The 13,874-nt window shown below is 35.7% G+C and carries 10 protein-coding genes; 9 read left to right on the plus strand and 1 reads right to left on the minus strand.

Translation table 11 applies throughout. The annotated features are described in order from the left end of the window. Nucleotides 1-178: 178 nt before the first annotated feature. Entirely contained in the window at nt 179-1,702 is a 1,524-nt protein-coding gene (locus AC8GF4_RS03245; RefSeq protein ID WP_506592684.1) for a carboxypeptidase-like regulatory domain-containing protein, read from the plus strand. A gap of 256 nt (nt 1,703-1,958) precedes the next feature. Here AC8GF4_RS03245 and AC8GF4_RS03250 read toward each other — a convergent pair whose 3' ends face one another. After that, a complete protein-coding gene (locus tag AC8GF4_RS03250; RefSeq protein ID WP_506592685.1) occupies nt 1,959-4,466 on the minus strand; it encodes a M14 family zinc carboxypeptidase in 2,508 nt (835 codons plus the stop codon). Nucleotides 4,467-4,921: 455 nt separating this feature from the next. Between AC8GF4_RS03250 and AC8GF4_RS03255 the strand changes: the two genes are divergently transcribed. The 8 genes from AC8GF4_RS03255 (at nt 4,922) to AC8GF4_RS03290 (ending at nt 13,863) form a co-directional block, all read left to right on the plus strand. Next, the gene (locus AC8GF4_RS03255; protein WP_506592686.1) at nt 4,922-6,397 is read left to right on the plus strand and encodes an MFS transporter; all 1,476 of its coding nucleotides are present in this window, start codon (nt 4,922-4,924) and stop codon (nt 6,395-6,397) included. A 74-nt stretch (nt 6,398-6,471) separates the two neighbouring features. Continuing rightward, entirely contained in the window at nt 6,472-8,064 is a 1,593-nt protein-coding gene (locus AC8GF4_RS03260; protein WP_506592687.1) for a magnesium transporter MgtE N-terminal domain-containing protein, read from the plus strand. Between the two features lie 122 nt (nt 8,065-8,186). Beyond that, nucleotides 8,187-9,236 carry an MFS transporter gene (locus tag AC8GF4_RS03265; protein WP_506592688.1) on the plus strand — a complete coding sequence of 350 codons (1,050 nt, stop codon included), beginning with the start codon at nt 8,187-8,189 and terminating at the stop codon, nt 9,234-9,236. A 321-nt stretch (nt 9,237-9,557) separates the two neighbouring features. After that, nucleotides 9,558-11,774 carry a molybdopterin oxidoreductase family protein gene (locus AC8GF4_RS03270; protein ID WP_506592689.1) on the plus strand — a complete coding sequence of 739 codons (2,217 nt, stop codon included), beginning with the start codon at nt 9,558-9,560 and terminating at the stop codon, nt 11,772-11,774. A 16-nt stretch (nt 11,775-11,790) separates the two neighbouring features. Beyond that, nucleotides 11,791-12,360, plus strand: a complete 570-nt coding sequence (locus AC8GF4_RS03275) for a 4Fe-4S dicluster domain-containing protein (protein ID WP_506592690.1) — start codon at nt 11,791-11,793, stop codon at nt 12,358-12,360. Nucleotides 12,361-12,432: 72 nt separating this feature from the next. Beyond that, entirely contained in the window at nt 12,433-12,948 is a 516-nt protein-coding gene (locus AC8GF4_RS03280; RefSeq protein WP_506592691.1) for a QcrA and Rieske domain-containing protein, read from the plus strand. 75 nt (nt 12,949-13,023) lie between these two features. After that, nucleotides 13,024-13,272 (plus strand): DUF6755 family protein, encoded by a 249-nt coding sequence (locus AC8GF4_RS03285; RefSeq protein ID WP_506592692.1) that lies wholly within the window; start codon nt 13,024-13,026, stop codon nt 13,270-13,272. 330 nt (nt 13,273-13,602) lie between these two features. Then, on the plus strand, nt 13,603-13,863 hold the full coding sequence (locus AC8GF4_RS03290; RefSeq protein WP_506592693.1) for a hypothetical protein: 261 nt from the start codon (nt 13,603-13,605) through the stop codon (nt 13,861-13,863). Nucleotides 13,864-13,874 lie beyond the last annotated feature (11 nt).

Consider the following 13,874-nt stretch of genomic DNA (forward strand, 5'->3'; position numbering starts at 1 on the left):
AAGATAAAAGGTAGCGTTTGCAACACGGTTCACAACAACGGTAGTATTTTTAGATCAACTCTTATGTTTTTTTATATTTAACACTTTATCTTAAATACTCGCCTTTGGCAACAAGTTTTCCAAACTCTGTAACAAAATCGCCATCAATTAGTCTTGTTTAGGAACGAACATTATATCGATGAGAACAACTTTTTTTATTACTTTTTTTACTTTACTTTTCTACCTGCCTGGAATGGCTCAAAACACAAAGGGGAAAATCATCGATTCCACTACGGGAGAAAGTATTCCGTATGCTAATATTAAGGTAAACGAGTCCGAAAACCTAGTCTCTAATGCCGAAGGATTTTTTGCACTCTCTGAAAAAAATAGTACTGATGATACTCTACTTACGGTTTCCTATTTGGGTTTTGTTAACAGGCAACTGACCGTTGGGGAATTGAAAAAGCTCGATTATACAATTAAACTTTTACCCGGAATTTACGAATTGAAAGATGTTGTTGTGTCTAATAAAAAACCGAATGCCTATGAAATCATGGCAAATGTAAAAGCGAACTTAAGTCAAAATTATACTACGGGAGAAAAAGGGTCAAAAGAAATGTTCTTTTACAGAACCTCTAATTATTTTAATCCTTCAATAATCGATATAGAGATTAACAAATCAACGGGTTTTAGCAAACAAGCATTGTCAAAAGTCAACAATGACCTGCAGACTTTTTCTAAACAATTAATTTCGCATCCACCGTTGTCATTTACTGATATCCTTTGTAATTACTATTCGGTTAAAACAAAAAAAGCAGATAAGTATGTGTTTACCTCAAAATTGAATGTTTTAAAAGCCACGATCTTAAAAAATGAAGGAGAGTCTGCATCCATAGAGGATTTAGAAAAAAAAGCTAAAAACTTGATGCTACAACATCTCGATACCACTAAATATTACCGCATAAAGAGTGGTCTTATAGGATCAAGAGATACTATTTCATTTAGTAAAGAGTTCAATAAAAAAGCAGGTAAAGACAAAGAAGTAAAAAATCAATTAACTGCTGAGAAAAGTAATCTTGACAGTTTTATGTATAAAAATGATTTGTTGAGTAACAAGAAATTCGATTTTATACAAAAACCAGAGCTATATGATTATACTTTTGAAGGCACTATCTACACTAATCAGAATGAATTTGCTTATGTCCTTACTTTTAAACCTCGAAAAAGCAAAGCAATGTATGTGGGTAAATTATACATTTCTGAAAGTGATTATGCCGTCCTGAGAACCGATTATGTACTAGACGAAGGCGAAAAGGTGCATAATTTTAATATGAAGTTCCTTTTTGGAATTAAAGTGTCCGAAAATGTAAGTAAAGGAACAATAATTTACAAGAAAAGAGCCGAAGACGATAGCTACTATATTCAGTATGCCACATTAGAAAGCGGTAATTACTTTTATCTTAATCGGCCATTAAAGCTTATAGAATTGACCAATAGTGAAAAAGATGTTTTGGCACTTGATTTTAAAATTGAAGCCAATATTCTCAATAAAACTGAATTCCTTAATATGTCTCGTTCTGAATCATCATCATCAGCAATTGAAAAAATAAAGGAAGAAGACTTTCGATTTACAACTATTAAATCTTATGATCCCAAGATGTGGAAAGATTATAATTTCATCGAACCATTACAAGAAATGAAACAATTTAAAGCAGTTAATTGAAATTAGCTTTCAATTTTACTTGAAAGGAGACTATCCAACTGGCATTCGTTTGTTCCTATTTTCTCGTCCTCGTTTGCAACGCAGCTCATTGCAACGGAAGTCCTGATAGTTCATTATATATTTCCGTAAACGATAGCAAACTGTAATCCACGCCTGTTCAGTACATACCAGCTTGCGCTCGTGAAGAGCATACTATTTAAAAAAGAAAGGGAGTATAATTGATTTATCATACTCCCTTTCTTTTTTGTTTTAAGTCTTAATTCACCAAAAACAAAGCATTGCTGAACAGTAAAATTCCGTTTTCCCAAAAGCCTCTAAATAATGGATTGTCTACCATATAAATTACCGATCCGTCTCCTTTTTTGTCAACAGCAAAACTTACGGTTTCGGTTAGTTTTTTCTTCATGTCATTCCCAACAAAACCATAACTATGATAATCTTTCGGAATGTAGGCCACATTAATCGCTTTTTTCAATAAAGGATAGCATTTCTCACCTGTTTTAAGACTGAAATAACTATTTCCAAGACCAAAAGCCATTGGGTAAGTCTTGTCTAGTTTGTTTTCCATGACAGCGCCAGGAATCGATCCCGAAATCGCTCTTCGTTCTGAACCTTCAAAATCCAAGAAACGCTTCTTCAATTCCAATTCCTTTTCTTCCTTCTCCGATTTTTCCTTTTCTTCGGAACTGGCAAAAGGACTTAAGGCATAACCTTCTCTATCTTCAAATAATGAAATGGCAGCGTTCATTGCAATTACTTTCCCGCCGTTTTTGATCCAATTATCTATTTGCGTTTTTTGCTCATCGGATAAATTATAATAACCATCGGCAAGAATCAAAGTGTTGTAATTGTATAATTTTACTCTGCTAAAATTGGCCGTTTCTACAATACTCATAGGATAACTAATGGTTTCATCCATATAAAACCAGGTAGCACCAAACTCGGTTGAACTTACTCCTTTTCCGGATAACAATAGTACTTTTGGAGCTTTAAGCAAGATGAAGTTTTCTCCGCCTAAATCTTTCGAATTGGTAGAATATCCAGTTGAAATAAAATTAAAATCCGATTTTATTTTTATAATATCACTTACTGTTTTTTCAAAATCAACTGCTTTAGGATTATCGGCTTTGCTTACAATTAATCCCCCTGGTTCAATTGTAATGTCACCAAAAATTGCTTTTTTCATCGCCGATCTTACTTTGATACCTGCTTGATGTAATTGTGAAATGACTTGCGCTGAGGTTCTGTTATTCCAAGGAATATGAAAAGCGTAAACGGTTTCCGGAACTTTCTTTTCTTTGACTTCAATTGTCGTTTTTGTTTTAATATCCAAACTGTTTTTTACTGCATAACCTTCTACGCCATAAGCAAGAGGTAATGCCCAAGCTGTGATGTCGTATGATAAACTGTCATTCAGTTTTTGGTTGGGTTCAAAAAGAATTTGTGTTAATACAGCTCTTGGCTGATCCACTTTTATAATCAAATCATTGGGTTCAATCTTAAAACTTTCATTCTTTTTGGATTGATAATGAAAACCCGATTCATTAGCAGAAGCATCAGCATAAGCAAAATCAATATTATTTTTCTTAAGCAAAACAGCCATTTGTTCCAACTTAGGATTGCTTTTCATAACATAGGTTTTGTAGGTACCTTTTACTTTTTTTCTAGCATTGTTATTGAAATCTCTAAACCCTTTTACTAAGGCCTCTTTTTGAGAAGAAGCACTTTCTACAATTGTAAGTACCGCTGTTGCATGATGTGTCAAACGGTCTTTTATCGTTAAATTGGATCCGTTTTCCATTGTAATTTCTCTACCAGCTCCTATTCCTCCTTGTTCCAGTGTCATACCAACGGCGCCGTTGTAGGTTGGGTAAGTGTCGCCATAACTTGGGTAAAACAAATCAAATCGTTCGCGGGTATTGTACATCCAGTTTTGTTTGTCAAATTTGGCCGAAATATTTTTCCCCAAGGTAGCGTGGAAATCTTTTTGATAGGGTTCAATAAATTCATGCAAAGGTTCTGCCGATGGAGGGAAGAAATAAGGCGAGTCATAGCTCATCTCGTGTACATCTGTGTGAACCTGAGGCATCCATTGGTAGTACATCGCAATACGTTGTTGCGTCTCGACTTGTGTTTGCCAAGCCCAATCTCTATTCAAATCAAAAATGTAGTGGTTGTATCTTCCACCAGGCCAAACTTCCATGTGTTCTCTGTCATACAATCCAGGATGTGTTTTTTTGCCCGAAATCTCACGTAACCAATTTCCGTATCTGGAATAGCCATCAGGATTAATGCAAGGATCGAGAATAACAATAGTATTTTTTAACCAAGCTTTGGTAGTTTCGTTGGTTGGGTTCAATAATTCGTAAGCAACTGTCAAAGCACTTTCGGTACCTGCAAATTCATTTCCATGTACATTAAAACTGATCCAAACAATGACTTTGTCTTCTACAGTTGCCGTTTTGGTATTGGACATGCCTATGGCTGACAAATTGTTGTTTCTAATTTGTTCCAGATTGGCTAAATTTTCTGGAGTCGAAATGAAAAATAAATTCAGATCTCTTTGCTCATTTGTAACCCCATATTTTTGTTTCTTGATGAGTTTGGATTCTCCAGCCAAATAATTGAAATAATCCTCAACTTGATGGTAATAGGTGATTTGTTTTCCGTAGTTGGGAATAAAATCCGAAGGACTTTTTAGTTGTGCGAAAGTGGAATTAATAAAAGAAATTAAAAACAGTAATGTGTAAAAATACTTTTTCATAGTTTGGGTTGATTAGTAACAGGTCAAAAATACTTATTAACTTTTTAATGACCTAAAAAACATAATAATTATTAAAATTTCAAATTGTCAAACTGATTTGTGTTTTTTATTTAATTTAAAAAATAAAAATATTTTTTAAATATGCTTTTTTAACTTTAAATGTTTGTTTTATTTTAAGCTAATATTATTTTAATACAGTCTTGTTTTTTTATTTTTAAATTGTTTAATGTCAATAAATTGAAAATAAAAAATTGTTAAAGATGTTGATTATTTCTTTATATTTATATCATAATTTAAATGATTTTGCTCAGATTGTTTTTTACAACTGATAATTATCATATTTTGATTTTTATAAGGATGTTATTTTTGCTACACATTATAAAGGACTTTTTTGTCTTTTTAATTAGTGAATTTATTTTATAAAGAAATTGAATTAACAACATGACATTTAATTTATGAGCAACTTAAACCAATCTCACAAAATATTATTTCTAAATACTTTAGCTTTTTCTATTTGTTTTGCTTGCTGGACATTAAATGGAGTATTGGTCACTTTTTTGGTCGATAAAGGAATTTTTAATTGGAGTGTTGTTGAAGTTGGATGGTTACTTGGAATTCCTATTTTATCGGGGTCTATCTTTAGACTACCAATTGGAATTTTGACGGATAAATTCGGAGGTAAAATAATTTTTTCTGCATTATTACTTCTATGTTCTATTCCTCTTTTTTTATTGCCATTTGCCAATTCATTCTGGAGTTTTGCGGTATTGAGTTTTCTTTTCGGACTGATAGGAACCAGTTTTGCGGTTGGTATAGGGTACACTTCAGTTTGGTATCCCCAAAATTGGCAAGGAAGAGCTTTAGGAATCTTCGGGATGGGAAATGCAGGTGCTGCGCTAACAACATTTATTGCTCCTACTTTATTGAATAATTTCTCCCAAAATGATCCTGAAAACGGATGGAAAATGCTACCCGTTTCCTATGCAATTGTTTTGGTATTGATGGGAATTCTTTTTATAGTATTTGCTAAAAATAAAAAACCGTTAGGAGATTCAAAAGACATAAAAACATTATTGAAACCATTAAAATCCGTTCGAGTTTGGCGATTTGGAGCTTACTATTTCCTAGTATTTGGTTGCTTTGTTGCCTATTCTCAATGGTTGTTGCCCAATTTTATGAATGTATACCAAACAACACTCGTAATGGGAGGAATGTTTGCTACCATGTTTAGTTTGCCATCGGGAGTAATTAGAGCTTTTGGAGGTTATTTGTCGGATAAATTTGGTGCTCGAAAAGTAATGTATTGGGTTTTGGGATCTTCCATAGTAATCAGCTTTTTGTTGATGTTTCCAAAAATGGAGATTTTCACTGCTGGACCTGGAGTATTGGCTGCAAAAACAGGCGTAATAACCGAAATTGCTGCTTCTGAAATTAAAATAGACGGCAAAGCCCAAAGTGTAAATACAAAAGTTGTGACCGAAAAAGAAATTAAATCGATTCTTCCCGTGAAAAAATCATGGCAAGAAATTGTGGTACAGCAAAACCAAGAGGTAAAAAAGAAAGAACTTTTGGCCAAAGGAATTACTCAAATCAAGTTTGAGGCCAATATGTGGGTGTATTTGGTGTTAGTCATTCTTATTGGTATTTCTTGGGGAATTGGGAAGGCTGCGGTTTTCAAACACATTCCAGAATATTTTCCTAATGAAGTAGGTGTAGTAGGAGGAATGGTAGGTTTGATAGGAGGTTTAGGAGGTTTCGTTGGGCCAATTATCTTTGGGTATCTACTGAACTCAACAGGACTTTGGACTAGTTCTTGGATCTTTATATTTGTAATCTCAGTACTTTGTTTACTCTGGATGCACCGCACGATTATTAAAATTCTTCGTGTAAAATCTCCGAGTTTTACAAAGGAAATTGAGCATAATCATTAAGAAATGTCAATATCAATGTCAATTTCAATGTCAATATAAAAAACAATATCAAATACAAATTAAATACACATAATATGAAAACTTGGCTAGACAAATGGGAACCCGAAAATGAAGAATTCTGGGAAAATACAGGAAGTAAAATCGCATGGAAAACATTAACTATTACCACTTTATCTTTAATATTGTCATTTGCCTCATGGTTTATGATGAGTGTAATTGCAGTAAAACTTCCCGGACTTGGATTTTCGTTTTCCAAAGATGAACTTTTTTGGTTGGTGGCTATACCTGGTTTAGCTGCTGGTTTTTTAAGAATTATTCATACGTTTATTTTACCAATTTTTGGGACTCGACACGTTGTAGCTTGGGCTACTTTAATAAAATTAATTCCAGTAATCGGAATTGGTTTTGCAGTAATGGATACCAATACTCCTTTTTGGATATTTGCAGTTCTGGCTTTTACTTGTGGTTTTGGAGGAGGTGATTTTTCATCCTATATGCCAAGTACCAGTTTGTTTTTTCCAAAAAGACTCAAAGGTACAGCATTGGGAATTCAAGCTGGGATTGGGAATTTTGGAGTTTCATTAGCTCAGTTTGTAACACCACTTATTTTGAGTGTAAGCATTTACGGAGCAGCCTCTGTATTTACTAGTATTGATCCAAAAGAAACGCTTACCGTTTTTAAAAATACTACTATTGAAAAACAATCTGAAGTTTTTGGTGCCTTGGATGCCGAAGTGCAAACAAAAATATTATCTACTGTAAAGAAACCTGTAATGGATTCAGTTACAGCGGCAACTCATTCGACAGATAATGCAGTTATTTTTGCAGCGCTACCTTTAAAAGCAAAATCAAAAGCCATAGCCAATGCCAATCCAAAATTGGCTGAAAAAATATTAAATAAATTAAGTCCAGATAATGAAGCGGTAAAAAACAAAGAAGTATACATTCAATCGGCGGCATTTTGGTACATTCCTTTTCTTTTGATTTTGTCGGTAATCAGCTGGTTTTATTTAAAAAGTATTCCAATGCATTCTTCTGTAAAAGAACAAATGGATATTTTTAAGAACAAACACACTTGGTATTGTACCATTACTTATGTAATGACTTTTGGAACCTTTGCCGGTTTGTCAGCAGCTTTTCCTTTGATGATTAAATTTTTATACGGCGATTTTCCAGATGCACCAGATCCATTAGTATATGCTTTTTACGGCCCGCTGATTGGTTCTGCCAGTAGAATTGCTTTTGGTTTTGTAGCCGATAAAGTAGGAGGAGCCATTTTAACCACAATTACAGGATTAGGAATTTTAACAGGTGCTATACTTTTAGTAACTCAAGGATTGGTTGCGCCTACAAGTATGGATCAATTTCCACTATTTGTGGGAGTCATTTTGGCAATGTTCTTCTTTACAGGGATTGGAAATGCAGGTACCTTTAGACAATTTCCAATTATCTTTTCAGAAGATCAGCGTCAAGCTGCTGGAGTTATTGGTTGGACAGCAGCCATTGCAGCATTTGGACCATTTATATTTTCTAAATTAATTGGAAATAACATTACTATAAACGGAACTGTAAATCAATTCTTTATTGGTTTGATTGTTTTTACTATCTTAGCTACAGTTATAAATTGGTGGTTTTACAATCGTAAAGGTTGTGAAAAGCCAAGTTAGCCTCCAGCCCCCTGAAGTGGGAGTTTTGTAAACATTTTTATCCTAACAGGTCTCCAAGACCTGTTAGGTATTTAATAAATTTGAATTTTTAATCAATACGTTTTTGATATAATACAAAGTAGATGAAAAACAATACTTATAATGCCAAAGCTTTACTGATTGCAACGGGACTCTCTATTTTTATGATTGCTCTTGTATTTTTTGGTTCTAGAAAGTTGCAAAATTTTGATGCTGCATTGGTTACTTATTTATTTGGTACCGTGTTTGCTTTCTTCGGGATTGTATATCGCTACACGGTTTGGTTGCAAAGACCACCTACTTGGATTTATTTTAAACGTGGAATTACGTATTTGGTCACTGGAAAAGTGTTCTCGCATTTTTGGTTCGCCACCAAAGAATCGGTGGAGAATATTGCTTTTCAAAAGTTTATTTATCCAAGAGGGAAATACCGCTGGGTGGCGCATTTTATGATTGCTGTGGGTTGTACTTCGGCATTTTTGATAACGATACCGCTTACTTTTGGATGGATACATTTTGCGATGGCTCCCAATACAATTTCGACTTATGAAGCCTATTTTTTCGGTTTTAAAGTAATGGATTTTGAGCTGGGTTCTATAATCGCCTTTTTGACTTTTCATGCCTTGAATTGGTCTTCTTATCTGGTTATTTTTGGATCGCTGTATTATTTAAGACGTCGTTTGACCAATCCAGGATTAATTGCTACTCAGTCTTTTGAAGGCGATTTGTTACCGCTTATTTTGTTGATTGCCATTTCGGTAACGGGCCTAGGTCTTACCTATTCCTATCAATTTATGAAAGGATTTGCGTTTGATTTCTTGGCAGTTTTACACGCTGTAACAGTAATTATGTTTTTGATTTGGATTCCGTTTGGGAAGTTTTTTCATATCATTCAGCGTCCTGCACAAATTGGAGCACATATTTACAAGAAGCAAGGAATGAAAATGGGAATGGCTGTTTGTCCGCATACAGGAGAGGAATTTGCAACCAAATTGCATATTCAAGATTTGAAAACAGTAACCGAACAATTAGGTTTTGATTTTAATCACGCAGATGGAACATCGCATCTTGATTTAAGCCCAGAAGGAAAAAGATCCCGATTGGCACAAGCGCATTTGAAGGCTAGACTAGAAGGCGGAAATTTATTTGGATGATTTTGAAGTTAGAGGTTAGAGAATAGAATAAAGAAGGCAGATTTCAGAAAGAAGATTGAAAATAGGGTGAGTGGTTTTGAAACAACTAAATGTTTTTATTGAAAACTGATGTTGATTACGACCGCGTGAGGGATAGAAGCTAGCTACCGAAGTAGCGCGGATAGCCCGACAGCAGTAATGAAAGGGGCCGAATAAGCGGTATAGTGAGTTGGCCTCTTTCATTATTGGTGGCACGCCCAGAGGAGGACTGCAGACTTTAGAATTATGATTTTAGATTTTTGAAACCGAAAACTAATAACAGAGAACTGTAAAAAATATAAAATGGCAAAATTACCTGTATCAGAAGAGAATATTGTAAAGCATTTTGGACCAACGCTGAATTATGCGCCAAAGGATGGTTATGTAGGTAGAGATGAACCAGATGAGGCTGTGAAAACACATTGTTGTTTTTGTGGAATGCAATGCGGAATTCAATTGTTGGTCAAAGAAAATAAAGTAGTTGGTTTTGAACCCTGGATGGAATTCCCTTTCAATGAAGGAAGATTGTGTCCGAAAGGGGTGCAACGCTACTTGCAAAACAACCATCCGGATCGTTTAATGACTCCTTTGAAAAGTGTTCCGGGGCAAGGATTTGTTCCAACTTCTTGGGATGAGGCCATGAGCAAAACGGTTTCGGAAATCAAAAGAATTCAAGAAAAATACGGTAATGATGCTATGTCGATGTTATCTGGCGTTTCGTTGACTAATGAAAAAAGTTATTTGGTTGGTAAATTTGCTCGCGTGGCGCTAAAAACCAAAAACTTAGATTACAACGGTCGCTTGTGTATGGTGAGTGCAGGTGCGGGTAACAAAAAAGCATTTGGACTGGACAGGGCTTCGAATAATTATTCGGATCTGGAGTATGCCGAAGTGATTATTGTGGCTGGAGCTAATATTAGCGAGACATTTCCAACTTTGACACATTGGATTTGGAAAGCCCGTGATCGTGGTGCCAAAATTATAGTGATTGACCCTAGGATGATTCCGCTGGCAAGAACTGCCGACATTCATTTGGATGTTCGTCCAGGAACCGACTCGGCTTTGTACGGCGCTATGCTGAAATACTTGGTGGATCATGACATGCTGGATCATGATTTTATAGATAATTATACATCTGGTTTTCAAGAAACGATAGATGCCGTAAAAGACTATACGCTAGAATGGGCGGAGGAAGTAACGGGAATAGACAAAAATAAAATAAGAGAAGCCGCTGAGTTATGGGGTAAAGCCAAAACGAGTTTCTTGCTTCACGCCCGTGGAATAGAACACCACTCCAAAGGAGTAGATAATGTTTTGGGTTGTATCAACTTGGTTTTAGCAACAGGAAGAATTGGTAGGCCGTATTGCGGTTACGGAACCATTACTGGTCAAGGAAACGGACAAGGCGGTAGAGAGCATGGACACAAATGTGATCAATTGCCTGGTAACAGAGATATTGAAAATCCAGAACACCGAAAGTATATTTCGGAAGTATGGGGAATCAACGAGAAAGATTTACCTGGAAAAGGTCTTTCGGCTTACGAAATCATCGAAGCGATTCATCGTGGAGAGATTAAAGGATTGATTTCGATTTGTTTCAATCCATTGGTGTCATTGCCAAATAGTAATTACGTTCGGGAAGCTTTGGAGAAATTAGAATATTACGTATGTATTGACTTTTTCTTGAATGAAACCGCACGCCACGCCGATATTGTGTTAGCAGGTTCTTTGCAGGAAGAAGAGGAAGGAACCACAACATCCGCAGAAGGTCGTGTGATTCGTATCCGTCAAGCGGTAACGCCTCCTGGTGACGCGAGAACCGATACTTCTATCATTCTTGAATTAGCCAAACGTTTAGGAGTTGAAGATAAGTTTACCTATGAAAATAGTGAAGCCATTTTTAACGAATTGCGTGTGGCATCAAAAGGAGGAACAGCCGATTATTATGGAATTACATACAAAAGAATTGAAGATGAAATGGGTGTCTTTTGGCCTTGCCCAACAATAGGTCATCCTGGAACACCAAGATTATGGGAAGACAAAAAGTTTAAAACCCCAGACGGAAAAGCACATTTTAATCCAGCGCCATACAAACTTCCAGGTGAAGTAACTGATGCTGAATTTCCTGTGATTTTGACAACAGGTCGTGTGGTGTCTCAATATTTGAGCGGTACACAAACCCGTAGAATTGGGAAATTGGTGGATCAGTTTCCTGAGCCATTATTAGAAATTCATCCCAAACTAGCACAACAATACGGAATTCAGCAAAGAGAATTAATAAAAGTTTCCACTCGACGCGGAGAAGGAATTTTTCCAGCCAATATAGTAGAAACCATTCGTGAGGATACTGTTTTTATTCCGTACCACTGGTCTGGAAAAAAATCCGCCAATCAATTAACACCAGGAACTTTAGATCCTATTTCAAAAATACCGGAATTCAAAGTTTGTGCCTGTCATTTGGAACCTCTTAAAGAAATAGCAGGGCCATCAAAGGAATCAACTGCGTATGCAAGTGTTTAATCTATAAAAAGTAAATATGAATTACACTAGTTTCAATAAAAACGAGGAATTTTTTGTAGATATGCAGCGCTGTATTGGCTGTAAAGCCTGCGAAATGGCTTGCGCCGAATGTGAGACCAACGGTCAGGAATCCTTAATTCATGTGAATTATGTGGATAGGGCTTCAACGATTCAAACTACGGTTCAGGTTTGTATGCACTGCGATGATCCCGTTTGTGCCAATGTATGTCCTGCCGATGCCATATCCAAAGACGAAAACGGAATTGTTCATACCGCCAATACCGAGAGATGTATTGGTTGTTCGAATTGTGTGATGGCTTGTCCGTTTGGTGTACCCAAAAAAGAGGAGTCCTACGATTTGATGATGAAATGTACCATGTGTTACGACAGAACCAGCATTGGCAAAAAACCAATGTGTGCTACAGTTTGCCCAAGCGGTGCTTTGTTTTTTGGAACAAGGACCGAAATAGAGGAAATGCGTCCGAATAGTACGCCAGTCAACACCTTCATATTTGGCAAAGAAATTGTCAATACCAAAGTCAATATCATGATGCCAAAAGGAAGCACGGAGCTGATTATATACTAGTATTAAGTATTAAGACAAAAGGGTAACTTGAAACTTTAAACCTGAAACATAACCTTTTTACAACATAAAGAAATGTCAAAAGAAGATAATTTAAATAAAAATTGGAAGAAAGACTTTCCAATTCTCAAACAACAAGCGACCAATGTAAGTCGTCGTGATTTTGCCAAATTCCTAACCCTTGTATCGGGCGGACTCATGGTAGGTAGCGGACTCGTAGCGGCCAAAGCCTATTTGCTTCCCAAAGAAGAAGTCGAGGGAGAGCATTTTGTGTGCAAAAAAGACGAAGTCCCTGTAGGTGGAACCCGAGCTTTTGTAATACCGGGCAGTACTATACCGTACATTTTGATTCACTTAGAAAGTGGTGATTTCAAAGCGTATGAACAAAAATGCACGCACCTATCGTGTTCCGTATTTTACAAACCGGGCACAGGAATCATTCATTGTCCGTGTCACGAAGGATCGTTTGATGCCAATACGGGAGATGTCCTAGCAGGCCCGCCACCAAGATCGTTGCCTAGTTTGGATGTGTTTTTTAAGGAAAACGAAATCTTTGTGAAAGCATCACAGCACAAAGAACACGAAGTATAAGAAGTTGTCAGTTATTAGCTATCCATTTAAACCGATAACTCATAACCGATAACTCATAACCAAAAACTTTAAAAAATGAGTACTTTTAGAACCAGTCAAAATCAAGCGAATCCCAATAAGTTGAATAATATTCTTTCGACTTTGATCTTTATATTAATACTGAATGTCACCATCCAAATTTGGTTGTTGTATGCTTCTTTAAACAACGCTTTAGAAAACAATCGCGAAATATTAATTCCAGCCTTTATCGCCTCATTAATTTTATTTTTAATAGGGTTCAGTTGGTTGTATTACTTGCCTTCGGGGAATAAACCTCAAAAATAAAACTTTCAAGAAATTGAATTTAATAATCCTGGTTTAACAACTGGGATTTTTTTATATATTGAAATTTAGCGATAATTTGGGCGTGACCCCCGCTAGAAAAAAGGGCTAGTTTCGTTGTCGTCATTGCCCTTTTTCCTATCGGCGGTCGGGCTATTGCCATTACTTCGGTAATTTGGCATATCCCTCACGCAGTTCTAAGTAGATTTTGGGTAAGCTGAAATTAGTTTTTTTATACAATAACGCTTAGTTGTTAAAAAAAATGAAATGTAAGATTATTATTTTATATATTAGCAATTAAATAATACAAAGTCTAACGAATAATTTATAAAGATGAAAAGTACGTGGGTTACAAAATATGAAGATTCAGAAATTAAAGTAGAAAACAATTGGTTTACTGGTGAAAAGCTTTTTGTAAACGGTGAGTTGCAAGATGAACAACTGAATTTTATTACTCCAAGTAGAATGACGGGCAGTTTGACTAATCGTAATGGAGAAAAACTGGATATTAAAGCTAATATTTCTGGCTTTTTTACCGTAAGCTGTAGATTATTTGTAGATAATAAAAAAATGGAATTACAGCAAATTAATTAAATTATTAAGGA

Origin of the sequence: Flavobacterium rarum (SeqCode) (genome assembly GCF_965234445.1) — a bacterium.
Classification (GTDB): domain Bacteria; phylum Bacteroidota; class Bacteroidia; order Flavobacteriales; family Flavobacteriaceae; genus Flavobacterium; species Flavobacterium rarum.